This is a genomic window from Micromonospora kangleipakensis, from assembly GCF_004217615.1.
In the GTDB taxonomy this organism is placed as follows: domain Bacteria; phylum Actinomycetota; class Actinomycetes; order Mycobacteriales; family Micromonosporaceae; genus Micromonospora; species Micromonospora kangleipakensis.
Map to the genome: position 1 here is coordinate 2,614,172 of NZ_SHLD01000001.1, position 25,623 is coordinate 2,639,794.

General features: G+C 72.6%; 26 protein-coding genes. 16 read left to right on the forward strand and 10 right to left on the reverse strand.

Features of this window, described 5'->3' with window-relative positions; translation table 11 throughout:
* Positions 1-48: 48 nt before the first annotated feature.
* Complete coding sequence (locus tag EV384_RS12660; RefSeq protein WP_130333178.1) at positions 49-1,599, forward strand: hypothetical protein; 1,551 nt, start codon at positions 49-51, stop codon at positions 1,597-1,599.
* A gap of 49 nt (positions 1,600-1,648) precedes the next feature.
* Here EV384_RS12660 and lexA read toward each other — a convergent pair whose 3' ends face one another.
* Positions 1,649-2,431 (reverse strand): transcriptional repressor LexA, encoded by a 783-nt coding sequence (gene lexA / locus EV384_RS12665; protein ID WP_130333180.1) that lies wholly within the window; start codon positions 2,429-2,431, stop codon positions 1,649-1,651.
* 546 nt (positions 2,432-2,977) lie between these two features.
* On the opposite strand from lexA, the gene nrdR reads away from it, so the two are divergent.
* Positions 2,978-3,478: a transcriptional regulator NrdR gene (gene nrdR, locus EV384_RS12670; RefSeq protein WP_130333182.1), complete on the forward strand. Its 501-nt coding sequence runs from the start codon at positions 2,978-2,980 to the stop codon at positions 3,476-3,478.
* A 65-nt stretch (positions 3,479-3,543) separates the two neighbouring features.
* Positions 3,544-6,432, forward strand: a complete 2,889-nt coding sequence (locus EV384_RS12675) for a vitamin B12-dependent ribonucleotide reductase (RefSeq protein WP_130340481.1) — start codon at positions 3,544-3,546, stop codon at positions 6,430-6,432.
* Between the two features lie 111 nt (positions 6,433-6,543).
* Here the strand turns inward: EV384_RS12675 and EV384_RS12680 are convergent, their stop codons facing one another.
* Positions 6,544-6,801, reverse strand: a complete 258-nt coding sequence (locus tag EV384_RS12680) for a hypothetical protein (RefSeq protein WP_130333184.1) — start codon at positions 6,799-6,801, stop codon at positions 6,544-6,546.
* 514 nt (positions 6,802-7,315) lie between these two features.
* On the opposite strand from EV384_RS12680, the gene EV384_RS12685 reads away from it, so the two are divergent.
* Together EV384_RS12685 and EV384_RS35900 are read left to right on the forward strand one after the other, a co-directional pair.
* The gene (locus EV384_RS12685; RefSeq protein ID WP_130333186.1) at positions 7,316-7,924 is read left to right on the forward strand and encodes a DJ-1/PfpI family protein; all 609 of its coding nucleotides are present in this window, start codon (positions 7,316-7,318) and stop codon (positions 7,922-7,924) included.
* Between the two features lie 193 nt (positions 7,925-8,117).
* Positions 8,118-8,300 (forward strand): hypothetical protein, encoded by a 183-nt coding sequence (locus tag EV384_RS35900; protein WP_242624026.1) that lies wholly within the window; start codon positions 8,118-8,120, stop codon positions 8,298-8,300.
* 222 nt (positions 8,301-8,522) lie between these two features.
* On the opposite strand, the gene EV384_RS12695 is transcribed toward EV384_RS35900, so the two are convergent.
* A complete protein-coding gene (locus EV384_RS12695; RefSeq protein ID WP_130333188.1) occupies positions 8,523-8,732 on the reverse strand; it encodes a helix-turn-helix transcriptional regulator in 210 nt (69 codons plus the stop codon).
* Positions 8,733-9,084: 352 nt separating this feature from the next.
* Here EV384_RS12695 and EV384_RS12705 point away from each other — a divergent pair, with 352 nt between their 5' ends.
* Positions 9,085-9,303, forward strand: coding sequence for a hypothetical protein (locus tag EV384_RS12705; RefSeq protein WP_130333192.1), 219 nt, complete (start codon positions 9,085-9,087; stop codon positions 9,301-9,303).
* Between the two features lie 134 nt (positions 9,304-9,437).
* Here EV384_RS12705 and EV384_RS12715 read toward each other — a convergent pair whose 3' ends face one another.
* Positions 9,438-9,827, reverse strand: a complete 390-nt coding sequence (locus EV384_RS12715; RefSeq protein ID WP_130333194.1) for a DUF6010 family protein — start codon at positions 9,825-9,827, stop codon at positions 9,438-9,440.
* 95 nt (positions 9,828-9,922) lie between these two features.
* On the opposite strand from EV384_RS12715, the gene EV384_RS12720 reads away from it, so the two are divergent.
* Positions 9,923-10,888, forward strand: coding sequence for a GlxA family transcriptional regulator (locus EV384_RS12720; protein ID WP_130333196.1), 966 nt, complete (start codon positions 9,923-9,925; stop codon positions 10,886-10,888).
* Here EV384_RS12720 and EV384_RS12725 read toward each other — a convergent pair.
* Together EV384_RS12725 and EV384_RS12730 are read right to left on the reverse strand one after the other, a co-directional pair.
* Positions 10,854-12,038 (reverse strand): RNA polymerase sigma factor, encoded by a 1,185-nt coding sequence (locus EV384_RS12725; protein WP_130340485.1) that lies wholly within the window; start codon positions 12,036-12,038, stop codon positions 10,854-10,856. The two genes, EV384_RS12720 and EV384_RS12725, sit on opposite strands and share 35 nt — an antisense overlap.
* Before the next feature lie 65 nt (positions 12,039-12,103).
* A complete protein-coding gene (locus EV384_RS12730; RefSeq protein WP_130333198.1) occupies positions 12,104-12,445 on the reverse strand; it encodes a YciI family protein in 342 nt (113 codons plus the stop codon).
* Positions 12,446-12,592: 147 nt separating this feature from the next.
* On the opposite strand from EV384_RS12730, the gene EV384_RS12735 reads away from it, so the two are divergent.
* On the forward strand, positions 12,593-13,528 hold the full coding sequence (locus EV384_RS12735) for a DUF2332 domain-containing protein (RefSeq protein WP_130333200.1): 936 nt from the start codon (positions 12,593-12,595) through the stop codon (positions 13,526-13,528).
* On the opposite strand, the gene EV384_RS12740 is transcribed toward EV384_RS12735, so the two are convergent.
* Positions 13,512-14,804: an MFS transporter gene (locus EV384_RS12740; protein WP_130333202.1), complete on the reverse strand. Its 1,293-nt coding sequence runs from the start codon at positions 14,802-14,804 to the stop codon at positions 13,512-13,514. The two genes, EV384_RS12735 and EV384_RS12740, sit on opposite strands and share 17 nt — an antisense overlap.
* Before the next feature lie 223 nt (positions 14,805-15,027).
* On the opposite strand from EV384_RS12740, the gene EV384_RS12745 reads away from it, so the two are divergent.
* From EV384_RS12745 to EV384_RS12760, 4 genes are all read left to right on the forward strand, one after another.
* The gene (locus EV384_RS12745) at positions 15,028-15,597 is read left to right on the forward strand and encodes a class I SAM-dependent DNA methyltransferase (protein ID WP_341273630.1); all 570 of its coding nucleotides are present in this window, start codon (positions 15,028-15,030) and stop codon (positions 15,595-15,597) included.
* A complete protein-coding gene (locus tag EV384_RS12750) occupies positions 15,594-16,568 on the forward strand; it encodes an asparaginase (protein WP_130333204.1) in 975 nt (324 codons plus the stop codon). The genes EV384_RS12745 and EV384_RS12750 overlap by 4 nt, the downstream gene beginning before the upstream one ends.
* Positions 16,569-16,726: 158 nt before the next feature.
* A complete protein-coding gene (locus EV384_RS12755) occupies positions 16,727-16,969 on the forward strand; it encodes a DUF5522 domain-containing protein (RefSeq protein WP_130333206.1) in 243 nt (80 codons plus the stop codon).
* 79 nt (positions 16,970-17,048) lie between these two features.
* Positions 17,049-17,597 (forward strand): hypothetical protein, encoded by a 549-nt coding sequence (locus EV384_RS12760; protein WP_130333208.1) that lies wholly within the window; start codon positions 17,049-17,051, stop codon positions 17,595-17,597.
* Between the two features lie 13 nt (positions 17,598-17,610).
* Here EV384_RS12760 and EV384_RS12765 read toward each other — a convergent pair whose 3' ends face one another.
* Positions 17,611-18,297, reverse strand: a complete 687-nt coding sequence (locus EV384_RS12765; protein WP_130333210.1) for an iron-dependent transcriptional repressor DtxR — start codon at positions 18,295-18,297, stop codon at positions 17,611-17,613.
* 98 nt (positions 18,298-18,395) lie between these two features.
* Between EV384_RS12765 and EV384_RS12770 the strand changes: the two genes are divergently transcribed.
* The 3 genes from EV384_RS12770 to EV384_RS12780 are packed head-to-tail and all read left to right on the forward strand — an operon-like array spanning position 18,396 to position 23,064.
* Entirely contained in the window at positions 18,396-19,253 is an 858-nt protein-coding gene (locus tag EV384_RS12770) for a sulfurtransferase (RefSeq protein WP_130333212.1), read from the forward strand.
* 48 nt (positions 19,254-19,301) lie between these two features.
* Positions 19,302-20,483, forward strand: coding sequence for an acetoin utilization protein AcuC (locus EV384_RS12775; protein WP_130333214.1), 1,182 nt, complete (start codon positions 19,302-19,304; stop codon positions 20,481-20,483).
* Positions 20,484-20,508: 25 nt separating this feature from the next.
* Positions 20,509-23,064, forward strand: a complete 2,556-nt coding sequence (locus EV384_RS12780; RefSeq protein ID WP_130333216.1) for a bifunctional acetate--CoA ligase family protein/GNAT family N-acetyltransferase — start codon at positions 20,509-20,511, stop codon at positions 23,062-23,064.
* Positions 23,065-23,073: 9 nt separating this feature from the next.
* Here the strand turns inward: EV384_RS12780 and EV384_RS12785 are convergent, their stop codons facing one another.
* Both EV384_RS12785 and sigB read right to left on the reverse strand, forming a co-directional pair.
* A complete protein-coding gene (locus EV384_RS12785; protein ID WP_130333218.1) occupies positions 23,074-23,481 on the reverse strand; it encodes a VOC family protein in 408 nt (135 codons plus the stop codon).
* Between the two features lie 92 nt (positions 23,482-23,573).
* Positions 23,574-24,590: an RNA polymerase sigma factor SigB gene (gene sigB / locus EV384_RS12790; protein WP_423202895.1), complete on the reverse strand. Its 1,017-nt coding sequence runs from the start codon at positions 24,588-24,590 to the stop codon at positions 23,574-23,576.
* A gap of 226 nt (positions 24,591-24,816) precedes the next feature.
* On the opposite strand from sigB, the gene EV384_RS12795 reads away from it, so the two are divergent.
* On the forward strand, positions 24,817-25,605 hold the full coding sequence (locus EV384_RS12795) for a sporulation protein (RefSeq protein ID WP_130333220.1): 789 nt from the start codon (positions 24,817-24,819) through the stop codon (positions 25,603-25,605).
* The last annotated feature ends 18 nt before the right edge of the window (positions 25,606-25,623 follow it).

Genomic DNA, 25,623 nt, shown 5'->3' on the forward strand with positions numbered 1-25,623 from the left:
CCTCCGGTGTCACCCGCCCGGGTAAACGGGCATGCGACACTGGGCTCCATGCGGCACGTTGTCTACTCGGTCACGGTTGCGCTCGGCCTGCTGGGCGCAACCGTGGCGCCTGCCGGGCTCGCCCTGGCGGGTCCCGCCGCGGCCCCCGTGCAGGCCGCGGCCCCCGGCAAGAAGAAGTGCACCGTCGAGGACAAGCGCCTGCGGGAGCTGTCCGGCCTGGTCGCCACCAGCACCGGCTACGTCGTGATCAACGACGGCTCCGACATCCCGAGCCGCAAGCGGGTCTTCTACCTCGACACCAAGTGCGAGATCTCGAAGGAGCCGGTCCAGTACTCGGGTGACGGGCCTCTCGACACCGAGGACCTGGCGCTCTCGCCGGACCGCAAGACCCTCTGGATCGCCGACACCGGGGACAACATCACCAGCAAGTCGCGCCGGGAGCGGGTCGCGGTCTGGCACATGCCGGTCAACGGGTCGAAGCAGCCGGTGCTGCACCGGCTCGCGTACCCGGAGAAGAAGCCGCACGACGCCGAGGCGCTGCTGATCGGTGACGACAACAAGCCGCTGATCATCACCAAGGAGCTCTCCGGCAAGTCGGAGATCTTCACCCCGGCGGCCGCGTTGAAGACCGGCGACACCGAGCCGGTGCCGATGCAGAAGGTCGGCGAGGTCACGCTCCCCAAGACCACCACCGACAACAAGCTGGGCCTGACCGGCCGGCTCCTGGTCACCGGCGCGGCCCGCTCGCCCGACGGCAAGAAGGTGGTGCTGCGGACGTACGCGGACGCCTTCGAGTACGACGTGACCGGCGGTGACCTCGTCGGCGCCCTGACCAAGGGCACGCCCCATGTCACCCCACTGACCGACCCGTTCGGCGAGGCGATCTCCTACACCCCGGACGGCAAGTCCTTTGTCACCGTCTCCGACGGTGGTCAGCTCGCCCCCGAGGACCCGATCGACATCCTCAGCTACGTCCCGTCGACCAAGGGGATCGAGGCGCTGCCGACCACCGGTGAGGTGGCCAAGCCGGCCGCCGAGAAGTCCTGGGTCGAGGGGCTGAGCCTGGACGAGATCACGTACCTGATCGCGGCGGTCGGCGTGCTCGGCGCCCTGCTGGTCGGCGCGGGCATCTTCGGCATCCTCCGGGCCCGGCGCCGGCCCGCACCGGCCACCGACCGGACGGACGGACCGGACCAGGACGGAACCCCGCTGAGCGGCGGGTTCGACGACCGCCGCGCCGAGGGCGGGCCCCAGGGTGGCGTGTACGGCGGACCCGCCGGCGGCGGCTACGGTGCCGGGCCGGTGAACGGCGCGCCGGGCCGACCCGCCTCGGGCGGGGTGTACGGCGGCGGGCGTCCCGCGGAGGGCGGCCGTCCGCAGGGCGGCGTCTACGGCGGCGGTGGCGGTCGCCCGCAGGGCGGCGGGGTCTACGGCGGCGCGCCGCAGGGCGGTGGTGTCTACGGCGGTGGCCGCGCGGAGCCGCCCCGGCGTGCCCCGGACTCCCGGGACCCGCGCGAGGGCCGCCACGGCTACGACGACGGGCGGGGCCAGTACGGGCAGGTGCCCGGCGGCCGCGAGTACCGCGGCGACCGTTACTGAGCGACGCCACACCGGGTGACCGCCGCACGGCAGTCACCCGGTACGGGCGTCAGATCCGGCGCAGCACCGCGACGACCCGACCCATGATGGTGGCATCGTCACCGGGGATCGGCTCGAAGGCCGGGTTCTGCGGCATCAGCCAGACGTGGCCGTCGCGCCGCCGGTAGGTCTTCACGGTCGCCTCGCCGTCGAGCATGGCCGCCACGATGTCGCCGGCCTCGGCGGTCGGCTGCTGCCGGACCACCACCCAGTCGCCGTCGCAGATCGCCGCGTCGAGCATCGAGTCGCCCTTGACCTGGAGCATGAAAACCTCGCCCTCACCCACCAGTTCGCGGGGGAGCGGGAAGATGTCCTCCACCGCCTGCTCGGCGAGGATCGGGCCACCGGCGGCGATCCGGCCCAGCATCGGCACGTACGCCGGGGTGGGCCGCTGCGCGCGGCTCAGCTCGTCGTCGGCGTCGCTGGGAGCGCGGACGTCGACCGCCCGAGGGCGGTTCGGGTCGCGGCGCAGGAAGCCCTTCTTCTCCAGCTCCTTGAGCTGGTAGGCGACGCTGGACGGGGAGACCAGGCCGACCGCCTCGCCGATCTCGCGCACGCTCGGCGGGTAGCCGTGGCGCTCCACCCAGGTGCGGATGAACTCCAGGATCCGGCGCTGCCGGGCGGTGAGGTCGACGGTGGCGGGGTCGGGGAAGCTGCTGACCACCGGCGTGACCGGGCGCACGGCGGGCTGGCCCGTCCGGCTGCGCGCGGCGCGGGGCCGTCGGGTCGCCGGCGGACCCGCCCCGTCGATCGGCTGCGGGTTCTTCTGCCGGCTGGCCCGGTCCTCGGTCACGTCCGTCCCTCCCTGGTCGACGCTGGGTGCCTTGGCGGCTCGTGGTGCGTGCGGATGGTGCTGCCGACCGGCCGGGGCGACACGCCTCGCCCGGTCGTTGTTGACCGTATAGGTGAGATCGGCCATTTTCAAACATCTGTACGACCTCTTGTCGGCGTGTCGGGGCGAAACCCGAGAATTCCGAACGCCTGTTCTGATAAATGATACGTCGACTTCGAACGCGTGTTCGATGAGAGAACTGACCGTGACCGTGGCGGGAGTCGCCCGTTGGGCTTTCCGCGACCCTGTGGGGAGGTGGGGCGGGTGAGTGATTCTGATGACGCGCCGGACACGCCGGCCAACTTGACCTCGCCTGGGCGACGACATACGGTCGACCCCTAGATGTAGTAGTCACACGGGCGTAAGTTGCCTACAGGTTGGGTTCGACTACCGACCGCACTCCCGCACCGCCGACCCGGGGCGGCCATCCGACGATGGTCTCGCCGCGGTGGCGCGTGCCCCGGGAGCGCGTCGGTGCGCCCGCGGATCGATGAAGGAGGTCAGGCGATGCGGTGTCCGTACTGCCGATACGCCGACTCCCGGGTCGTCGACTCGCGGGAGGCCGACGACGGCCAGCTCATCCGGCGGCGGCGCTCCTGCCCGGAGTGCGGCAAGCGGTTCACCACCGTCGAGGAGGCGGTGCTCGCGGTGGTCAAGCGCAGCGGGGTGACCGAGCCGTTCAGCCGTACGAAGATCATCGGCGGGGTGCGCAAGGCGTGCCAGGGCCGGCCGGTCGACGACGACTCGATCGCGCTGCTGGCGCAGAAGGTCGAGGAGACCGTCCGGGCCAAGGGGGCCGCCGAGCTCCCGAGCCACGAGGTCGGGCTGGCCATCCTGGGGCCGCTGCGCGACCTGGACGAGGTGGCCTACCTGCGCTTCGCCAGCGTCTACCGGTCCTTCGACTCGCTCGCCGACTTCGAGCGCGAGATCGAGACGCTACGGGCCGCCGCAATCGCCCGGGAGGGCGCCGGGGCCGAGCCGGCCGAGGCCGCCGGCCGTACCACTTGAGTTTTTCGGATTTCTGACAGCGACGATGCGCGGTGGGTGACCGCGCAGACGAGGGGGCGGATGAGATGGCGGGGGACGGCGTGACAGCAAGCAAGTCGCGGACCCGGGCCGGTGCGCCGGCGGGGCTGAAGGTCGAGCGGGTGTGGACGACCGAGGGGGTCCACCCGTACGACGAGGTGGCGTGGGAGCGCCGCGACGTCGTGATGACGAACTGGCGGGACGGCTCGATCAACTTCGAGCAGCGCGGGGTGGAGTTCCCCGAGTCCTGGAGCGTCAACGCGGCCAACATCGTGACCACCAAGTACTTCCGGGGAGCGGTGGGGACCCCGGAGCGGGAGTGGTCGCTCAAGCAGCTGATCGACCGGGTGGTCACCACCTACCGCAAGGCCGGTGCGGAGCATGGTTACTTCGCCACCCCGGCGGACGCGGAGATCTTCGCGCACGAGCTGACCTGGATGTTGCTGCACCAGGTTTTCAGCTTCAACTCGCCGGTCTGGTTCAACGTGGGCACGCCGTCGCCGCAGCAGGTCAGCGCCTGCTTCATCCTGAGCGTCGACGACTCGATGGACTCCATCCTGGACTGGTACAAGGAGGAGGGGCTGATCTTCAAGGGCGGCTCCGGCTCCGGCGTCAACCTGTCCCGGATCCGCTCCTCCCGCGAGCTGCTCTCCTCCGGCGGCAACGCCTCCGGCCCGGTCAGCTTCATGCGCGGCGCGGACGCCTCGGCCGGCACCATCAAGTCCGGCGGCGCCACCCGGCGCGCGGCCAAGATGGTCATCCTCGACGTGGACCACCCGGACATCCAGGAGTTCGTGGTCACCAAGGCGCGCGAGGAAGACAAGATCCGCGCGCTGCGCGACGCCGGCTTCGACATGGACCTGGGCGGCGCGGACATCGTCAGCGTGCAGTACCAGAACGCCAACAACTCGGTCCGGGTCTCCGACGAGTTCATGACCGCGGTGGAGAACGGCGGCGGCTTCGACCTGCGCGGCCGGCTCGACGGGCAGACCATCGAGACGGTCGACGCCAAGAAGCTGTTCCGCAGCATCTCCCAGGCCGCCTGGGAGTGCGCCGACCCCGGTCTGCAGTACGACGACACCATCAACGACTGGCACACCTGCCCGGAGACCGGCCGGATCACCGCGTCGAACCCGTGCTCGGAGTACCTGCACCTGGACAACTCCTCGTGCAACCTGGCCTCGCTCAACCTGATGAAGTTCCTCCGCGCCGACGGCGGCTTCGAGGTGGAGAAGTTCGTCCGGTCGGTCGAGTTCGTCATCACCGCGATGGACATCTCGATCTGCTTCGCCGACTTCCCGACCGAGAAGATCGGCGAGACCTCCCGGGCCTACCGGCAGCTCGGCATCGGCTACGCCAACCTGGGCGCCCTGCTGATGGCCTCCGGCCTGCCGTACGACTCGGAGCAGGGCCGCTCGGTCGCCGCGGCGATCACCTCGCTGATGACCGGCACCGCCTACCGCCGCTCGGCCGAGCTGGCCGGCGTCGTCGGCCCGTACGACGGCTACGCCCGCAACGCGGAGCCGCACAAGCGGGTCATGCGCAAGCACGCCGCGGCCAACGACGAGATCAAGCCGGCCGGCACCGTGGCCACCGCCATCCAGCGGGAGGCCACGAAGCAGTGGACCCTCGGCAACAAGATCGGCGACAAGAACGGCTGGCGCAACTCGCAGGCCAGCGTGCTCGCGCCGACCGGCACCATCGGCTTCATGATGGACTGCGACACGACCGGCGTGGAGCCGGATCTGGCGCTGGTCAAGTTCAAGAAGCTGGTCGGCGGCGGCTCGATGCAGATCGTCAACCAGACGGTGCCGCGCGCCCTGCGCAGCCTCGGCTACCCCGAGGAGCAGGTCGAGGCGATCGTCGAGCACATCGCCGACCACGGCCACGTGGTGGACGCCCCCGGGCTCAAGCCGGAGCACTACCCGGTATTCGACTGCGCCATGGGCGAGCGGACGATCGCCCCGATGGGTCACGTGCGGATGATGGCGGCCATCCAGCCGTTCGTCTCCGGCGCCATCTCCAAGACGGTCAACATGCCGGAGGCGGCCACCGTCGAGGACGTCGAGAAGATCTACTTCGAGGGCTGGAAGCTCGGCCTCAAGGCGCTGGCGATCTACCGGGACAACTGCAAGGTCGGCCAGCCGCTCTCGGTGGCCAAGTCCAACAAGGCCGCCGAGCCGGCGGCCGTCGAGGCCGCCCCGGCCGCCCCGGTGGTGGAGAAGGTCGTCGAGTACCGGCCGGTGCGCAAGCGGCTGCCGAAGAAGCGCCCGTCGGAGACGGTCTCCTTCTCCGTCGGCGGTGCCGAGGGCTACCTCACCGCGTCGTCCTACCCGGACGACGGCCTCGGCGAGGTCTTCCTCAAGATGTCGAAGCAGGGCTCGACCCTGGCCGGCGTGATGGACGCCTTCTCGGTGGCCATCTCCATCGGTCTCCAGTACGGCGTCCCGCTGGAGACGTACGTCAGCAAGTTCACCAACATGCGCTTCGAGCCGGCCGGCATGACCGACGACCCGGACGTGCGGATGGCGGCCTCGGTGATGGACTACATCTTCCGTCGCCTGGCCCTGGACTTCCTGCCGTACGAGCGCCGCGCGGAGCTGGGCATCTTCACCGCCAAGGAGCGGGCCGCCCAGCTGCGGGCCGAGGCGGAGGCGGAGGCGAGCGGTGCGGACCTCACCGCGATGGCCGCCTCCGCCCCGGTCGAGACGCCGGCCGAGCCGAAGGCCGGCCCGGTCCTGCAGCCGGCGCAGGAGGTGGCGGAGGTCGTCGCCGCCAAGCCGGCGCCGTCCGTCGGTTCCAGCACCGAGCTGCTGGAGGCCGTGCTCGGCAAGGCCGCCGACGCGCCGCTCTGCTTCACCTGCGGTACGAAGATGCGGCCCGCCGGTAGCTGCTACGTCTGCGAGGGCTGCGGCTCCACCAGCGGCTGCAGCTGACGTACGCGATTGAGAGGCGCCTCGGGTCCAAGGATCCGAGGCGCCTCTCAATACTGATTGCTTGTTCAATGCCCTCATTCGATTGGACGGATTTCCCTATTCTTTACCTGATTAGGCCTGATCGTCGTATGGATTGGAGCGACGTACGGGCTGCGGCTGCGATTGAGGCCATCTCCCGAGCACGGGGTTGACCTGGCCCGTATCGAATGGCAGGCGTCCGACCACCTGGCGGACGAGAATATCGTTGCGCTCGCCCTCCGGTATGGCTCTCAGTGCAGCCAGGGTCTTGTACTCGACGCCCAGTACGTCGTGATGCAGCAGCACCCGGCTGAGATCCTGGAGGCCCACCGCCAGGCCCAGCGAAGTCAAGCGGTGCTCGACAAGACCGATGCGCTGTTCGAGAGTGTTCTACCAGGCCATGCGAATCGCCGGCGGGAGTTGAATGCCCGGGTGGATGGGAGTGTGCGGGGTGCTTACGAGAGGGCGCTAGCCGACGTAGAGCGTGCCCTTAGAGAACGAGACGTTGATCCGAATCTTGCTGGTTGCTGGGTCAGGCTGGGCGGAGTCCTACCGCAGAGCTAGTGTTGCGTGTCTGAAGTCTTTTTGCGGTTGGCCTTGGTGATCTGGTCGGCGGTTGCTGTACTTCGCTGCTCTGCCGCACTCACTTTTCAGACGAGTCCAGCTTCGCCTTCGGCCCTACCGAATCGGCGAGATGCGGTCCAGGTCCAGCCTCGACGCCGCCATCTCGGCCATCAACCGGTCCAGGCTCGACTTCGGCAACTGCAGCACTGTGAGATGAGCCACCGATCGCCAACTGGCCCGCGACCTGGGCACAGCGCGCCTGGGAAACTGCACCTCCAGTGCCGTACGTTGAGGAGATGGCATGCAGGTAGCCGTGGTCACCTTTGACGGGTTCAACGAGCTCGACAGCTTCATCGCTTCCGCGCTGATCAACCGGTGCCGTAAGGACGGCTTGGAGGCCTTCATTACGACGCCGACGCCGGTGGTCACGTCGATGAACGGCGTCGAGGTGACCGGGCAGCGCCCGGTGGAGTTCGTGACCGAAGCCGACGTCGTGCTGATCGGTAGCGGGGTGAAGGCGCGAGACGTGGTCGCCGACGACCGGCTGATCTCCAGGCTGCTGCTCGACCCTTCGCGACAGTTGATCGGTGCGCAGTGCTCCGGCGCGCTGGTGCTCGCCCGGCTCGGGCTGCTGGATGGCATGCCCGCCTGCACGGACATGAAGAGCCGGCCCTTTGTCGAAGCCTGCGACGTCACCGTGCTGGACGCGCCGTTCCACGCCGAGGGGAACATCGCTACGGCGGGCGGCTGCCTGGCGTCACAGTATCTCGCCACGTGGGTGATCACCCGAATGCTCGGGGAGGACGCCGCGCGCGACGTCATCGGCTATGTGGCTCCGGTCGGCGAAAACCAGGAGACTGTCGAGCGCGCCATGCGTGCCGTCCACGCGGGCGAGGTTGCACTGCGCTGACGCCCCGCGAATCAGCCCTCTGGGCAAATCGCCAAGTAGGCTCGGCGGGCGGGTCATCGAGAGCACGTTGCCCACGCGATCAACGGAGCGGCCTTGGACTGGACGATCCTCGCCCGCTGCGCCAGACCCGCCGCAGCCTGCGACGACCGCGTCAACGCACGTAGACGAGCCCCATCGCGCGACGTCTTCCACGGTGAGTAATGACGACATGCGCGTGGCCACCTGCGCAGAACTGACCGGCTACTGGGTCTGGGCGGCCCGGCGTCCGTGGCTGTGGCTGGATCCCACCCTCGCAGGCCTCGGCCTCACGTCGATGGCCCGTGGCCGCTATGCGCTCCGCAATGGCGAACTGCTCGACAAGACCCCGAGCCATTGAGCAGGCCGACGCCCCAGCCTGGCTGATCAACCAGCTACGCGCAGACGCCGAGGGAGGGCCTCTCCTCGCCCCGGATACGCGCTGATCGCCTGGAGTGACGCCCGTCGAACGGTTGCCCACGCACGACAGCTGAGCAGCTGAGGAACAGCATGGATTCCGGTAGCTCCGCACACCAACCCGCACGCGGTTGCCGCTGTCGGGGAATCAGCATGCTCAGCGCGGTCAGCGCTCCTCGTCGCCGTCCGTCGGGCGAGGTGGGCGGTTGTGCCTTGCCCATTCGTCCACCTCGTCGGCGTCCCAGACGGTCATCCCGATCAGGCGGGCGACGGGCTCGGGAAAGCCGGGCCTGCGGGTGATCTGCAAAACCCGCTGACGCGACACGCCGAACAGTGCGGCCAACTCGCCGGGTCCGTACAAGCGCGGTCGCTTCACGGCCTGAACGTAGGGGCAACTTCACCTGTACAATCGTCACTTACAGATTGACAATTCATTCGAGCATGGGACGTGCTTGGGTCAAGCCGCCGGGAGGGTCGTGTGCCGAAGCGCCTGTCGTACGACGATTACCTGCTCGCCGTCGCGCTGACCCTGGCTCGCAGGCACCGTCCGGTGTGGTCGTGGCGACAGTGGCGCCGGACCTGTCGGTACACCTTCCCGGCGTCGACGGCCTGTGCGCGGGCGGCCGGCGGTGGTGGGCGCGGCTGGCACCGTACCCCTGTTATCAGGCGGAATGGGCCTCCCGCTGTCATGCCCGCGTCGTCACCCGACGCTTCCTGGACGGCCTGCCGTGACGACGCACGGCCCGGTCCTGCCGGTATGGAGCTGTGGCGGCTGCGGCTCGCCCTGGCCCTGCGCGACCCGACGCAGGGAGTTGCGGGCCGAGTTCGAGGGCGCCCCGGTGTCGCTGGCGCTCTACATGGGGTCCTACCTGGCGTGGGCCGCCGAGGACCTGACCTGGGTGCCGGCCGGCCTGCTGCACCGGCGGTTCCTGGGATGGGTCCGGTGAGCCTCATCCGGCGCGGCGACGAGCGGTTCCACTACAGGGACGGCTCGCACCGGTGGATCCCACCGGACCCGGACCACGACCAGGAAGCCTGGGAGGCGATGGTCCGCCAGCACCAGCATTGGCACCTCGACGAGTTACGGGGCCGACGGAAGCATCCGTCGGACCAGGTCCGCCACTGACCAGCCGCCGGTGAGGCACCAGAGTGCGATGACCGGGTCGCAGATGGCGCACCCGTGCGAGGAGCCGGGCAGGAACGGGATGATCGGCGCCCCGCGCAGATGATGGACGACATCCCAGGCGGTGTGCAGCAGCCAGCCGATCCCGATCCACGTCCACGACTCCAGTCCGCGCCAGGCCACGTAGGTCATCAGCACGACGAAGGGAAACTCCCAGGCCCCGAGACCACCGCCGCTGAGGTACGCCGCCCCGGCCCCGGCGACCATGATCGCGTTGAAGCGGCGGCGGTGCCGTTCGGGGATCAACGCGTTGAGGCACACGTACAGGAGGCCGATCAGCAGCGGCATGAGGACGTTCGTGGTCGTCGAATCTAGGGACGGGCCGCAGCGGCCGGCAGTGGCCGGCGAGCCAACCGTCGACGGATTCCCGCCAGGATGGACACATGCATCAGGTGATGGTCCTCGCCTACGACGGCGTGATCCCGTTCGACCTGTCCGTGCCCGTCGAGGTGTTCGGCCGCGCGCGCCTGGCCGGCGGCCGCCTCGCCTACGAGGTTGGCGTCTGCGCCGCGACCGACGAGGTCCGGGCCGGAGCGGTCAGCATCAGGACGCCCCACGACCTGTCCGCGCTGGCCGAGGCCGACACGGTCGTCGTACCGGGGGTTGCCGACCTCGACGCGGCGGTGCCCGCCGCGATCCGCGACGTGCTCGCCGGCAGCACGGCGCGGCTGATCTCGATCTGCACCGGCGCTTTCACCCTGGCGGTAGCCGGCCGGCTCGACGGTCGGCGGGCCACCACCCACTGGGCTGCCGCGGCCGAGCTGGCCCGCCGCCATCCCGCCGTCACCGTCGACCCCGACGTGCTGTTCGTCGACGACGGGCCGGTGCTGACGTCGGCCGGCGCGGCGGCCGGACTGGACCTGTGCCTGCATGTCGTGCGCCGCGACCACGGCGCCGCGGTCGCCGCCGCCACCGCGCGGAGCTGCGTCATGCCGCTGGAGCGCGCCGGCGGTCAGGCGCAGTTCATCACGTACGAGCCGCCCGTGCCGGCCGGTAACAGCCTGCAGCCGCTGTTGGCCTGGCTGACCGACAACCTGCACCGCCCGCTCACCCTGGCCGACATCGCCGAGCACGCCTCGATGAGCACCCGCTCCCTGAGCCGGCACTTCCGTGACCAGGTCGGCACCACGCCGATTCAATGGCTCAACCGGCAGCGGATCCGCCGGGCCCAGCACCTGCTGGAACGGCCAGACCAGGCGATCGAACGGGTCGGCGCGCTCGTCGGCTTCACCTCGCCGACCGCCTTCCGCGAGTGCTTCCGCCAGGTCGTCGGCGTCAGTCCCCGCGACTACCGGGCCGCGTTCCCGCCCGGCGTCAGCCCAAGGCGACCTCCGCAAGGCGGGCGGTGAGTAACTCCCGCTCGGCGTCGTTGTCCACTAGATCCAGCGCCGCCCGGTACGCGTCCGCCGCCTCCCGCTGGCGGCCGAGCCGGCGCAGCAGGTCGGCCCGGATCGCCGGCACGTAGTGGTACCCGGCCAGCCGGTCGTCCCGGGCCAGCGCCTCGACGTCGTCGAGGGCGGCCTCGGGGCCGTGGGCCATCGACACCGCCACGGCCCGGTTGAGCGCGACGACCGGCGAGGGCCAGCGTTTCAACAGCTCGTCGTAGAGGCGTACCACCTGGGGCCAGTCGGTGGCGGCGTAGCTGGAGGCGACGGCGTGCAGCGAGGCAATCGCGGCCTGGAGGGCGTACCGGCCGACCCGACCGGTACGGAACGCGCCGACGACCAGGCCCTTGCCCTCCTGGATGGCGGCCCGGTCCCAGACCGACCGGTCCTGCTCCGCCAGCACCAGCAGCCGCCCCTCCGCGTCGGTCCGGGTGGCCCGGCGGGCGTCGGTGAGCAGCAGCAGCGCGAGCAGCCCGCGGACCTCCGGCTCGTCGGGCATGAGGGCCAGCAGCACGCGGGTCAGGTGCAGCGCCCGGTCCACCAGGTCGGCGCGGACCAGGTCGGCGCCGGACGGGGCCGTGTGCCCGGTCGTGTAGAGCAGGTGGACGACGATCAGCACCGCGTCCAGCCGTTCGGGCAGCTCGCTGGCCTCCGGCACCCGGTACGGGATCCGCGCTGCGGCGATCTTCTTCTTGGCCCGGGTGACCCGGGCGGCCAGGGTCGGCTCGGAGACGAGGAACGCGCGGGCGATGTCGCCGGTGCTCACCCCGCACACCAGGCGCAGGGTCAGCGCTACCTGGGCCTCCCGGGCCAGCGCCGGATGGCAGCAGGTGAAGACCAGCCGCAGCCGGTCGTCGGGCACCGCGTCCTCGTCGGGCTCCTCCACGACCTCCTCCTCCGCCGACTCCACGAGCAGGGGCATCTTCGACCGGAACACCTTCTCCCGGCGCAGGACGTCCAGCGCCCTGCGCTTCGCGGTGGCAGTCAGCCAGGCGCCGGGCTTGTGGGGTACGCCGTCCCGCGCCCAGGCGTCCAGCGCGGCGAGGTACGCGTCCTGCACGCACTCCTCGGCGACGTCGAGGTCGCCGGCGACGCGCGCCGTCGCGGCGACCACGAAGGCCCACTCGCGACGGTGCGCGTCCGCCACGGCGCGTTCGGCCGCGGCCGTGCCGGCGTTGCTCACTCGGACGGGGGAACGAACAGCGGCCGTACCTCGACGCCCCCGTCGATGGTGGCCGGGTTCAGCTTGGCGATCTTCAGGGCGACGTCCAGGTCCAGCGCCTCAAGGATGAAGAACCCGGCGACCACCTCCTTGGCCTCGATGAACGGGCCGTCGGTGACGAGGTCGCCGCGGACCGCCGTGGCGGTGGTGCTGGGCTGGAGCGCGAACCCCGTGACGATCTTCCCGCCCAGCTCCTCGACCTGGGCCGGGTACCGCTCCAGCAGCGCCAGGTAGTCGGGCGTGATCTCCATCGGGTCGGCCGGCGCGGGCGAGTAGATCAGGACTGCGTACTGGGCCATCAGGGTCTCCTCAGGTTGTCGTTCCACCTTCTTGCCATCCCGACGAGCGGGTCCGGCCGGATTCGACAGCGGACGGGGAGAATTCTGCCCCGCCCACCTTGATCGGCGGGACCTCGCGCTGCCGGGGTGCGGTGCGACCATGGGGACATGTCGGTCGCCACGAGCTACACCGAGTTCGCCGCGCGCGAGGCACACGCCGTGTCACCCGCGTACGAGCGCCTGGCACTGGCGGTCTCCCGCGACGACGAGGTGCTCGCCCTGCTCGGCACGCTCCCCCCGACCAAGCGGCAGCCGAGTCTGCTGTTCGGCGTCGTACGGTTGCTCGGGGGCCCGGTCGAGGACCCGGCCGCGTTCCACGACTACACGGTGGCGAACTGGCCGGCGATCGCGGCGGAGATGCGCAGCCGGGCCACGCAGACGAACGAGCCCGGGCGGTGTGCCGTACTGCTACCGGTGCTCGCCGCGCTACCGCAGCCGCTCGCGCTGTTGGAAGTCGGCGCGTCCGCCGGGCTCTGCCTTTATCCCGACCGGTACGCCTACCGCTACGGCGACCACCAGAGGGGTTCCGGTGAACCGGTCCTCGAGTGCGCGGCAACCGGCATGGCACCGCCGACCCGTCTACCCGATGTGGTGTGGCGGGCCGGCCTGGACCTGAACCCGCTCGACGTGTCGGACCCCGCGGACCTCGCCTGGCTCGACGCCCTCATCTGGCCGGAGCACACGCACCGCCGCGCCCGACTGCGGGCCGCGGCGGCCGTCGCCGCCGCCGAGCCGCCGGTGCTGATGCGCGGCGACCTGGTGGACGACCTGCCGGCGCTGGCCGCGCAGGTACCGGCCGGCGCCACCCTGGTGGTGTTCCACACCTCCGTGCTCTACCAGGTCCCGGCGCCGCGACGGGCGGCGTTCGTCGAGGTCGTACGCGGCCTCCCCGGGCACTGGATCGCGAACGAGGCGCCGGACGTGCTGCGCCATGAGGCGTTGCCGGAGCCGCCGGGCGGGGCACACCACAACGTGCTCGCGCTGGACGGGACCCCGCTCGCCTGGACCCGCGGGCACGGGCAGGCGCTCAGCTGGTTCGGGTGACGTCACCGACCGGCGGGAAGTCGCGCATCCGGCGCAGCGGGGAGCAGACCACGAACACCGCGGCGCTCCACATGCCCAGCACACAGATCCAGAGCGCCGGCCGCAGCCCGAGCTGACTGCCGAGGGTGCCGCCGAGCAGCGCGCCGAGCGGGATCACCCCGTAGCAGATCCACAGGAACGCGGCGTTGACCCGGCCGAGCAGCGGCGCCGGGGTGATCCGCTGCCGGTACGACATCGCCGCCACGTTGAACAGCACCGCGTTGGCGGAGAACGCGGAGAACCCGACCGCGAAGAGCAGCACGCCCCAGCCCGGGCGGGCCAGCGGGATGAGCAGGTAGAGCGGTCCGGGTGCGGCCATCGCCACCCAGATGATCCGGGCGGTGCCGATCCGCCGGGAGAGCCGGTCGGCCAGGGCGCCGGCGACCAGGCCGCCGACCGCGCCGGCGGAGAAGAGCAACCCGATCACCAGCGGCGAGGCGTGCAGCTCCCGGCGCAGGAACGGCACCTCGATCGCGCTCGCGGCCATGACGAAGAAGTTCGACGTGGTGGTGCAGGCGAGCAGCTTCACCAGGATCGGCTGCCGGCGGACGAAACCGAGCCCCTCGCCCAGGGCCGCCCGTACGGTCACCCGCCCGGCGGCCGGCGGCGCGGCATCCGGGGTGGCCCGGATCAGCAGCAGCGTGACCGCGCTGACCGCGAAGGAGAGGCCGGTGGTGAGGAACGTGCGGGCCGCGCCGACCAGCGCGATCAGCGCACCGCTCAGCGTCGGCCCGGCCAGCTCGGCGAACTGCTGGCTGGTGACCAGCTTGGCGTTGCCGTCGACGAGCTGCTCCGCCGGCACGAGCCGGGGCAGCATGCTCCGGTACGCCACGGTGAAGGCGACGGTCAGCACGCCGGAGAGGCCGACCACGACGTACAGGAAGACCAGGGTGAGGTGCCCGACCAGCGCGACCACCGGCAGCGACAGCAGGAGCGCGGCCCGGCCCAGGTCGCACGCGATCATCAGCCGCCGCTGGTCGACCCGGTCGGCGAGGATCCCGGCCGGCAGCGAGAAGATCAGGTACGGCAGCCAGGCCAGGAAGGTCAGCAGGGAGATCTGGAAGACGCTGGCGCCGAGGGTGTCCGCGGCGAGCAGCGGCACCGCCACGCCGGAGACCCGGGTGCCGATCTCGCTGACCGTCTGGCCGCTCCACAGCAGCAGGAAGCTCCGGCTGCGCCAGAGCGAGGGGCGGACCCTGGCAGTCGCCGGAGCGGTTCGGGTGAGGTGTTCCGTCACTGCCGGGCCTGTCTGTCGACGAACACCGCGAGCTGGTCGCCGCGGCCCGGGCACCCTACCGCTGGGCCCGGACGGACGGCACCGCAATTGCGTTCCGGGCGGCCGGGTCCGCAGCGCCCGGCCCGACTAGGGTCTGAAGATCATGACGGAACCACACTGGATGTCCGAGACCCGCGCCGCGTAGGACACCGTCGCCGTCGACTACGCCCGGCTCATACCGGACGTGGAGGAGGGGACGCTGGACCGGGCGATGCTGGCCGCGTTCGCCGAGCAGGTCGGCGGAGCGGGTCCGGTGGTCGAGGTGGGCTGCGGCACCGGACGGATCACCGCCCATCTGCGCGACCTCGGGCTGGACGTCTCCGGGATCGACCTGTCGCCCGGCATGGTCGAGGTGGCCCGGCGGCACCACCCGGGGCTGCGCTTCGCGGTCGGTTCGATGACCGACCTGCCGCTGCCGGGCGGCGCCCTGGCCGGTCTCGTCGCCTGGTACTCGATCATCCACGTGCCGCCGGCGCTGCTGCCCGGCGTGTTCGCCGGGTTCCACCGGGTGCTCGCCCCGGGTGGTCGGCTGCTGCTCGCCTTCAAGGCCGGCGACCGCCTGGTCCGCCTCGAGGAGGCGTACGGCCACACCGTCTCGTACGACGTGCACTGGCTGTCGCCCGACCGGGTCGCCGAACAGCTCGCCGAGGCCGGGTTCGCGGTGCACGCCCGGCTGGACCGGGAGCGCGAGGGCCGGGACAAGGGGCCGCAGTCGCTGATGCTGGCGGTCCGGGCGGACGGGGTCGACCGGTGAGCGTCGTCCTGTTCACCCTCGGCGGCACCATCGCGATGGCCGGGGCCGGGCCCACGGGGGTGGTCACCCGGTTGACCGGCGCGGAGCTCGCCGCCGCCGTGCCCGGGCTGGCCGACCTTCCGCTTCAGGTGCGGGACGTCCAGGCGGTGCCGAGCGCCGACCTGACGTACCGCCGGATCCTCGACCTGGTGGCCGAGGCGGGCGCGGCGGTGGCCGACGGGGCGACCGGCGTCGTGGTCACCCAGGGCACCGACACCCTGGAGGAGACCGCCTTCCTGGCCGACCTGGTCTGGCCGCACCCGGCGCCGCTGGTCTTCACCGGCGCGATGCGCAACCCGACCCTGGCCGGCCCGGACGGCCCGGCGAACCTGCTCGCCGCCGTCCGGGTCGCCGCCGCGCCGGCCGCCCGCGACCTCGGCGTCCTGGTCGCCGTCAACGACGAGATCCACGCCGCCCGGTACGTCCGCAAGACCCACAGCACCAGTACGGCCACCTTCGCCTCGCCCAACGCCGGCCCGCTCGGCCACGTGATCGAGGGAGAGGTACGGCTGCTGACCCGGCCGGCGCGGCACGCCCCGCTGGCGGTGGACCCGGACCGGCTGGCCAACACCCGGGTAGCCCTGCACACCGTCACCGTCGACGACGACGTGGCGCTGCTCGACGCGCTCGCCCACGGTCGACAGGGCCTGGTGGTGGCCGGCTTCGGGGTCGGCCACGTGCCGCCGGCCTTCGCCCCCGCGCTCGGCGCGCTCGCGGACCGGATGCCGGTGGTGCTCACCTCCCGTACCGGCGCCGGGTCGGTGCTGCGACACACGTACGGCGCGGTCGGTTCGGAGACCGACCTGCAACGGCGCGGCCTGATCAACGGCGGGCTGCTCGATCCGTACAAGGCGAAGGTGCTGCTCCGGCTGCTGCTGGCCGGCGGCGCGGACCGGGCGGGGGTCGCCGCCGCCTTCGCCCGGCACGGCTGATTCAGCTACGACATCAGCCGCATAGCGTCCTGGCGGCACATCGGTCGTCGCAGCGTGCGGCTGTCGGGCCACCAACCCAGGGCCACACCGAACCGCCGATCACCCGGCCGGCCCGGCTGCGCCTGAGCCGGCCGGCCGGCGCTCCGTAGACTCGCCCGGTGACCGGAGAGCGACGACCGCTGGCGGATCGGCCGTTGACCGAGCCGCACCCCATCCGGCTCTCGCCCGACCACCCTGACCGGGCGCGGATCCTGGCCGCGCACGCCGCGGCCCTGGCCGCCGGGGAAGCCGGCTACCTCGACCCGGCGACCGGGCTCTTCGTGCTCAGCGCCGGCTTTCTGGTCCGGCGCGGCACCTGCTGTGGGCGAGGGTGCCGGCACTGTCCGTATCTGGACGATTGAGGGCTTCCGCCCGCCCGGGGCACCCCGTACGGTGTCCGACGGACATCCGGCGGGGATCCGCCGGCGAGGAGGGGTAAGGGTGCACGGGCGGATCTGGCTCGCCGGGGTGGCCGTGGTGCTGACCGCCGGCTGCGCCGCGGAGGCCGAGCGGGTGGCGGTTCCCGCCGCGGAGCCGGTGCCCGTCGAGGTGGCGGCGGCCTCCTCCGGTGGCGCCTGCCGGCTGCTCGACTACGCGGCGATCGCGAAGCACACCGGCGGCCGGTTCGACGTGGCGGCCGCCAGCGACCGGGGGGACACCCACACCTGCGTGGTCCGGGCCGAGCAGGCCGTCCTGCCGGAGCTGACCCTCACGGTCACCGAGACCTCGATCGACAAGTCGAGCTTCACCCTCGACGTCCTGCCCGACGGGGCGAAGAAGGTCACCAAGCTCGGCCAGGTCGCCTACCGCCGCACGCTGCCCAAGACGGCGAAGGCCGGGCCGGCGGCCGAGGTGGGTTGGCTCGCCACCGACGGGCGGCTGGCCACCCTGAGCTGGACCTGCCCGCGCGGCGCCGACGAGGCGGCCGCCGAGGTGGTGGCCGGCAAGCTGGTCACCCTGGCGAAGACGGTGGACACCCGACGGATGTGAGCCCGCCGGGACGTCAGTGGGCGGCGACGAAGACCCGGGAGGCCACCTCGCGGGGCAGCCGGACCCGGTCGCCGGAGCGGTCGATCGACACGCCGTCCCGCTCCTGGGCCACGGTCACCGTGGCGCCCGGGTCCACGCCCGCCGCGTGCAGCTGCCGGAGCACGTCCGCGTCGGTCTGCACGCTCTCGCAGATCCGCCGGACCACGACCGGCCCGGAGAGGCCCGGGAACGCCAGGTTGCGCTCGGCCTCGGCGCCCTCGGCCTCGGGCTGCTCGGGGCTGCCCAGCTCCTCCAGCCCGGGGATCGGGTTACCGTACGGCGAGCGGGTCGGCCGGTTGAGCAGGTCGTAGACCCGCTTCTCGACCGCGTCGCTCATCACGTGCTCCCACCGGCAGGCCTCCTCGTGGGCCTCCTCGTAGGGCATCCCGATGACGTTGACCAGCAGCAGCTCGGCCAGGCGGTGCTTGCGCATCACCGAGACGGCGGTGCTGCGGCCCAGCCCGGTGAGCGAAAGGTGCCGGTCGCCCTCGACGGTGAGCAGGCCGTCCCGCTCCATCCGGGCGACGGTCTGGCTGACGGTGGGACCGCTCTGCCGCAGCCGCTCGGCGATCCGGGCACGCAGCGGCGGCACCCCCTCCTCCTCCAGCTCGAGGATGGTGCGCAGGTACATCTCGGTCGTATCGACCAGGTCATGCTTCACGTCAGCGGCCTCCCGGTGGTCGATGCTACCCCGGAGGCGCGCCGATCGGTCGCCCGCGAACAGCGAGGTCGCTGCCCGGATGGTGTTGACTGGACCGCATGTCCGGAACCGAGGAGCTGCTGGTCGAGGCGGACCAGCTCGCCGCCGAGCTCGACCGCACCGACCCGCCCACCCTGCTCGACGTCCGCTGGCGGCTCGTCGGCCCGCCCGGCCGGGACGACTACGCCGCCGGCCACCTGCCCGGCGCGGTCTTCGTCGACCTGGACACCGAGCTCTGCGGCCGGCCCGGCGCCGCCGGCCGGCACCCGCTGCCCGACCCCGCCGCGCTCCAGGCCGCGCTGCGGGCCGCCGGCGTCCGCGCCGGTCACCCCGTCGTGGTGTACGACGGCGGCGACGGCATGTCCGCCGCCCGCGCCTGGTGGACGCTGCGCTGGGCCGGGCACCGCCCGGTACGCCTGCTGCACGGCGGCTTCCCGGCCTGGGTCGCCGCCGGCCTGCCCACCTCCACCGAGCCGCCCACCCCGACCCCCGGCGACGTCACCGTCGCACCCGGCGCGCTGCCGGTCCTCGACGCCGGGGAGGCCGCCCGCCTCGCCGCCGCCGACTCCGGGGTGCTGCTCGACGTGCGCGCCGCGCCGCGCTACCGGGGCGAGATCGAGCCGATCGACCCGGTCGCCGGGCACGTGCCGGGGGCGGTGAACCTCCCCGCCCCCGAGTACGTCGGCGACGGCCGCTTCCCGGCCGCCGAGGCGCTGCGACAGCGGTTCGCCGCGGCGGGCGTGACCGACCCGGCGCCGGTCGGGGCGTACTGCGGATCCGGGGTGACCGCCGCACAGGCCGTCCTCGCGCTGCACCTCGCCGGCCGGCCGGACGCCGCGCTCTACGTCGGCTCCTGGAGCAACTGGGTCGCCGACCCGGCCCGGCCGGTCGCCACCGGGGAGACACCCGACCGGTAGGCAGCGCGTGCGGTGGGCGGCCGTCGGGCCTCGTGCGACGATGACCTCATGGCCGACGACACGGTGGTGGTGTGGGACGAGGCCCTCCTTGCCTACGACATGGGTGACCATCCCCTCGACCCGGTCCGGGTCGAGCTGACCATCGCGCTCGCCCGCGAGCTCGGCGTGCTGGACCGGCCCGGGGTCCGCCTGGTCAAACCGGAGCCGGCCGACGACGCGCTGCTGACCCGGGTGCACGACCCCCGTTACCTGGACGCGGTCCGGGCCGCGCCGCGCGACCCGCTCTTCGCCGGCTTCGGACTCGGTACGTCGGACAACCCCGTCTTCGACGGCATTCACGAGTCCAGCGCGCTGATCGCCGGGGCCAGCGTGGCCGCGGCCGAAGCGGTGTGGCACGGCGACGCCCGCCGCGCGGTCAACGTCGCCGGCGGCCTGCACCACGCGATGCCCACCCGGGCCGCCGGCTTCTGCGTCTACAACGACCCGGCGGTGGCCATCGCCCGCCTGCTCGACCTCGGCGCCGAGCGGATCGCGTACGTCGACGTGGATGTGCACCACGGCGACGGCGTGCAGGAGATCTTCTACCAGGACCCGCGGGTGCTCACGATCAGCCTGCACGAGACCCCGCTCGCCCTCTTTCCCGGCACCGGGTTCCCCGACGAGACCGGCGGGGCGGGCGCGGAGGGCAGCGCGGTCAACGTGCCGCTGCCGCCCGGGGTCGGCGACGCCGGCTGGCAGCGTGCCTTCCACGCGATCGTGCCGTCGGTGCTGCGGGCGTTCCGGCCCCAGCTGCTGGTCACCCAGTGCGGGGCGGACGGCCACCGGCTGGACCCGCTCGCCGACCTGCACCTGTCCGTGGACGGGCAGCGGGCCACCTACCTGGCGCTGCGCGCGCTCGCCGACGAGCTCTGCGACGGCCGCTGGGTGGCCTTCGGGGGCGGCGGGTACGCGCTGGTCGAGGTGGTGCCCCGGGCCTGGACCCACCTGCTCGCGATCGCCAGCGGCGAGCCGATCGACCCGGCCAGGCTCACCCCGCCGGCCTGGCGCGAGCTGGCCGCCGCGCGGCGGCCGGGCCGGGAGGTGCCGCTGCGGATGACAGACGACGCCGACCCGTCGTACGAGCCGTGGCAGCCGACCGGCGAGCCGAACGCGGTGGACCGGGCCATCGCGGCCAGCCGCCGGGCGGTCTTCCCGCTGCTGGGGCTCGACCCGCACGATCCCCGGGACTGAGCCGGCGGTGGGGGAGGACCGACCGGTGACCACTGTCGAACAACCGGTGGATGTGCTGCTCAGCGACGGGACGACCGTCCAGCTGCGCCAGATCCGCCCGGACGACGCCCCGGCGATCGTGGCGATGCACTCGCGGTTCTCCGAGCGCACCCGCTACCTGCGCTACTTCTCGCCGTACCCGCGCATCCCCGAGCGGGACCTGCAGCGTTTCGTCAACGTCGACCACCAAGACCGGGAGGCGTTCGTGGTGCTGGCCGGCGGGCGGATCGTGGCCGTCGGCCGGTACGAGCGGCTCGGCCCCGGTTCCCCGGAGGCCGAGGTGGCCTTCGTGGTCGAGGACGAGTACCAGGGGCGGGGCATCGGCTCGGTGCTGCTGGAGCACCTGGCCGACACGGCCCGCCGGTTCGGCATCGTGCACTTCGTCGCCGAGGTGTTGCCGGCCAACGGGGCGATGCTGCGGGTCTTCTCCGACTTCGGCTACCAGGTCCAGCGCCAGTACGCCGACGGCGTGGTGCACCTGAGCTTCCCGATCGCCCCCACCGAGGCGACCCTGGAGGTGCAGCGCGGCCGGGAGCACCGCACCGAGTCCCGCTCGATCGCCCGGCTGCTCGCCCCCCGCGGCATCGCCGTCTACGGGGCCAGCGCCACCGGCCAGGGCGTCGGCGCGGCGGTGCTCGGGCACCTGCGCGACGGCGGGTTCACCGGGGCGATCGTGCCGGTGCACCCCACCGCGTCGACGGTGGCCGGGCTGCCCGCGTACCCGTCGGCGGCCGACGCCGGGCTCGACATCGACCTGGCGGTCGTCGCGGTGGCCCCGGAGGCGGTGACCGAGGTGGTCGCCGACGCCGCGAAGGCCGGCGCGCACGGCCTGGTCGTCATCTCCGCCGGCTTCGCCGAGGCCGGGCCGGAGGGGGCGGCCGCCCAGCGGGCCCTGGTCCGCGCCGCCCACCTGGCCGGCATGCGGGTGGTCGGCCCGAACTGTCTCGGCGTCGCCAACACCGACGGCGCGGTACGCCTCAACGCCACCCTCGCCCCGGTGCTGCCCGCCCCCGGCCGGGTGGGGATCTTCAGCCAGTCCGGCGCGTTCGGGGTGGCGCTGCTCGCCGAGGCGTCCCGGCGCGGGCTGGGCCTGTCCAGCTTCGTCTCGGCCGGCAACCGCGCCGACGTCTCCGGCAACGACCTGCTCCAGTACTGGCAGGACGACCCGGGCACCGACGTCATCACCCTCTACCTGGAGACCTTCGGCAACCCGCGCAAGTTCGCCCGGCTGGCCCGTCGGATCGGCCGGAGCAAGCCGGTGGTGGCGCTCGCCTCGCTGGCCCGGCCGCCGGGCGTCGGCGATGCGCCGGCCCTGGACGCCGCCGCGGTCAGCGCCCTCTTCGCCCAGTCCGGGGTGATCCGGGTGGACACCGTCGCCGAGCTGCTCGACGTGGGCGTGCTCCTGGCCCACCAGCCGCTGCCCGCCGGCCGCCGGGTCGCCGTGGTGGGCAACTCGTCGGCGCTGACCGGGCTGGCCGCCACCGCCTGCGCCGGCCAGGGCCTCACCGTCGCCGACGGGTACCCGCGCGACGTGGGCCCCCGGGCCGGCGCCGCCGAGTACGCCGCCGCCCTCGCCGCCTCCGCCGCCGACGAGGGCGTGGACGCGGTGGTGGCGGTCTTCGCTCCGCCGCTGCCCGGCCAGCTCGCCGACCCGGACGCCGACTTCACCGCCGCCCTGCCCGACGCGCTCGCCGCCGGCAAGCCGGTGGTGGCGACGTTCCTGGCCGGACGGGTGCCCGCCGGGGTGCCGGCGTACCCGAGCGTGGAGGAGGCGGTCCGGGCCCTCGCGCGGGTCACCACGTACGCCGACTGGCTGCGCCGGCCGCCCGGCGTGCTGCCCGAACTGGACCGGGTCGACCAGGCCGCCGTTCAGGCCGCGTTCCGGGCCGACGGCGCCGATCCGGCGGCGCTGCTGCGGGCGTACGGGATCGACGTGGTGGAGTCCGCGCCGGCGCGGACGGCCGACGAGGCGGTCGAGGTCGCCGGGCGGCTCGGCTGGCCGGTGGCGTTGAAGGCCGCCGCGCCCGGCCTGCGGCACCGCCTGGACCTCGGCGCGGTCCGCCTCGACCTGGCCGACGCGGCGGCGCTGCGCCGGGCGTACGCGGAGATGGCCCCGGTCTTCGGCCCGGACGTGCTGGTCCAGCCGATGGTCCCGCCCGGCGTGGCCTGCGTGGTGGAGCTGATGGAGGATCCGGCGTTCGGGCCGGTGGTCGGCTTCGGGCTCGGCGGCGTCGCCACCGAGCTGCTCGGCGACCGGGCCTGGCGGGCCGTGCCGCTGACCGACCGGGACGCCGCCGAGCTGGTCGACGAGCCCCGGGCCGCGCCGCTGCTGCGCGGCCACCGGGCCGCCGCCCCGGTGGACCGGGCCGCCCTGGTCGACCTGCTGCTGCGGGTCGGCCGGTTCGCCGACGAGCAGCCCCGGGTCCGCTCGCTGACCCTCAACCCGGTGCTGGCCCGCCCGGACGGCATCTCTGTGCTGCACGCCACCGTCCGCACCGGCCTCGAGGCTCCCCGTCCCGACACCGGTCCGCGCCGCCTCTGACGGTCGGCGTCAGCCGCGGCTGGAGATCTGCTGCACCGCCCAGCCGTTGCCGTCCGGGTCGGTGAAGAAGACGAAGCCGACGTTGTCGAGGGGGTGCGGCACCGGGCGGGGGTTGCGCCCCACCACCTGGATCTCGCTGACGTCGACGCCCCGCTCGACCAGCTCCGCGCGGGCCTTCTCCAGGTCCGGCACGACCAGTTGGAGCCCCTTGAGCGAGCCCGGTGGCATGTCCGGGACCGCGCCGGTGCCGATCACGATCGAACAGCCCGAGCCCGGGGGAGTGAGCTGCACGATCCGTATGTCGTCGCCGATCCGGGTGTCGTGGTCGACGGCGAAGCCGAGGCGGTCGGCGTAGAACTCCTTGGCCCGGTCCACGTCGGAGACCGGCACCACCACCACTTCCAGGGTCCAGTTCATGCCTTCGTACCCTGCCCGACCGGAGCGGAGAGTCAAGGGCGCCACACGGCGGAGGCCCCGGCGAACCGCCGGGGCCTCCGCGTCCGGATGGATCAGCAGGCGTACGCCTCCAGGCGGTTCGCCCGCTCCGGGGCGCGCAGCTTGAGCAGGGTCACCTTCTCGATCTGCCGGATCCGCTCCCGGGACAGGCCGAACTCCCGGCCCACCTCGTCGAGGGTGCGCTGCCGGCCGTCGTCCAGGCCGAACCGGAGCCGGATCACCGCCTGCTCCCGCTGGGAGAGGGTGGCCAGCACGATCCGGACCTCGTTGCGCAGCTCGCCGTTGGCGGCGGCGTCGCCCGGCTCCGCGCGCGGGTCCACCGCGGCGACGAAGTCACCGAGCGCGCTCTCCCCGTCGTCGCCGACCGCCTGGTCCAGGCTGACCGGCTCCCGGTCGTACGAGATCAGCTCGATCACCTGGAACTCGGGGACGCCCAGCGCGGCGGCGACCTCGGCGACGGTGGGCTCCCGGCCCAGCGAGACCGACAGTTCCCGGCGGGCCCGGACCATCCGGTTGACCTGCTCGACCATGTGCACCGGGATGCGGATGGTGCGGGCCTGGTCGGCCATGGCGCGGGTGATGGCCTGGCGGATCCACCAGGTGGCGTAGGTGGAGAACTTGTAGCCCTTGGTGTAGTCGAACTTCTCGACCGCGCGGATCAGGCCGAGGTTGCCCTCCTGGATCAGGTCCAGGAAGGCCATGCCGCGACCGGTGTACCGCTTGGCGATGCTCACCACCAGCCGCAGGTTCGCCTCCAGCAGGTGGTTCTTGGCGGCGCGGCCCTCCGCCACGATCAGCGCCAGGTCGGCCCGCAGTTCGACGGAGACCGGGGTGCAGGTGGAGAGCTTCTCCTCGGCGAAGAGGCCGGCCTCGATCCGCTTGCTGAGCTCGACCTCCTGCGCGGCGGTGAGCAGCTTGGTGCGGCCGATGCCGTTCAGGTACGCCCGGACCAGGTCGGTGGAGACGCCGCGCTCGTCGGTGGCGTCCAGATCGGTCAGGGTGTCGGGGCCGGGCTCGGCGTCGACGGTGGCAGCCGGGCGGGTCTGGTGCTCGATCATCTGAAGGGCCATCTCTGTCTCTCCCCGTGTCCTTCGTGCCGCGTACCGGATTCCGTACCGCGTGCCGGCGCGGTGGTGCCGGTGAGAACAGCTTGGCGGTCGGGGCGTGAAACGGGAGTGAGGCGATCGGGGAACCGACAGCAATACCGACGGAACGTCGGGTGTCGGTTGCCCGACCCGGTTACCGTGCCAGCGGCCGGCCACCGGGGCCCGGCAGCACAGGCGATCGGAGGACGTGGTGGTCTTCAAGCGGCTCATGCAGGCGATGGGTGTGGGTGGCCCCTCGGTGGAGACGGTGCTGGCCGACCCGAACTGCCGCCCGGGTGGGCACCTGGAGGGCCGGATCCAGGTGGTCGGCGGCGACCACGGGGTGGACGTCTCCTATGTGGCCCTCGGCCTGATGACCCGGGTCGAGGTGGAGAGCGGGGACTCCGATTACGACACCAACCAGGAGTTCGGCCGCCGTCAGGTCACCGGGCCGTTCCGGCTGGAGGCGGGGCAGCGGTACGACATCCCGTTCCGGTTCGACGTGCCGTGGGAGACGCCGCTGACCGACCTGTACGGCCAGCACCTGCACGGGATGACGATGGGGCTGCGTACCGAGCTGGAGGTGGCCCGGGCGGTCGACTCCGGGGACCTGGACCCGGTGGCGGTGCACCCGCTGCCGGCCCAGGAGCGGCTGCTGGAGGCGCTGCTGCGGCTGGGCTTCCGGTTCGCCCGGGCCGACGTGGAGCGCGGGCACATCTACGGCGTACGGCAGAGCCTGCCGTTCTACCAGGAGATCGAGTTCCACCCCGCGCCGCAGTACGCCCGCGCGATCAACCAGCTGGAGGTCACCTTCGTCACCGATCCGCAGCAGGTGCAGGTGGTGCTGGAGATCGACAGGCGGGGCGGCCTCTTCACCGAGGGCCGCGACGCCTTCGGCCGCTTCACGGTCGACCACGCCACGGTCGACCGTACGGACTGGACCGCCCAGCTCGACGGCTGGCTCCGCCAGTCCATCCAGCGCCGCGGCCTCTTCTCCTGACCACCCCCGCGCGCGTCA

Excerpts from the sequence above, each read along its gene's own strand:
- EV384_RS12660 (WP_130333178.1), top strand. The coding sequence starts at position 49 with ATGCGGCACGTTGTCTACTCGGTCACGGTTGCGCTCGGCCTGCTGGGC.
- nrdR (WP_130333182.1), top strand. The coding sequence starts at position 2,978 with ATGCGGTGTCCGTACTGCCGATACGCCGACTCCCGGGTCGTCGACTCG.
- EV384_RS12675 (WP_130340481.1), top strand. The coding sequence starts at position 3,544 with ATGGCGGGGGACGGCGTGACAGCAAGCAAGTCGCGGACCCGGGCCGGT.
- EV384_RS12685 (WP_130333186.1), top strand. The coding sequence starts at position 7,316 with ATGCAGGTAGCCGTGGTCACCTTTGACGGGTTCAACGAGCTCGACAGC.
- EV384_RS12715 (WP_130333194.1), bottom strand. The coding sequence starts at position 9,827 with ATGCCGCTGCTGATCGGCCTCCTGTACGTGTGCCTCAACGCGTTGATC.
- EV384_RS12720 (WP_130333196.1), top strand. The coding sequence starts at position 9,923 with ATGCATCAGGTGATGGTCCTCGCCTACGACGGCGTGATCCCGTTCGAC.
- EV384_RS12730 (WP_130333198.1), bottom strand. The coding sequence starts at position 12,445 with ATGGCCCAGTACGCAGTCCTGATCTACTCGCCCGCGCCGGCCGACCCG.
- EV384_RS12735 (WP_130333200.1), top strand. The coding sequence starts at position 12,593 with ATGTCGGTCGCCACGAGCTACACCGAGTTCGCCGCGCGCGAGGCACAC.
- EV384_RS12770 (WP_130333212.1), top strand. The coding sequence starts at position 18,396 with ATGTCCGGAACCGAGGAGCTGCTGGTCGAGGCGGACCAGCTCGCCGCC.
- EV384_RS12775 (WP_130333214.1), top strand. The coding sequence starts at position 19,302 with ATGGCCGACGACACGGTGGTGGTGTGGGACGAGGCCCTCCTTGCCTAC.
- EV384_RS12785 (WP_130333218.1), bottom strand. The coding sequence starts at position 23,481 with ATGAACTGGACCCTGGAAGTGGTGGTGGTGCCGGTCTCCGACGTGGAC.
- sigB (WP_423202895.1), bottom strand. The coding sequence starts at position 24,590 with ATGGCCCTTCAGATGATCGAGCACCAGACCCGCCCGGCTGCCACCGTC.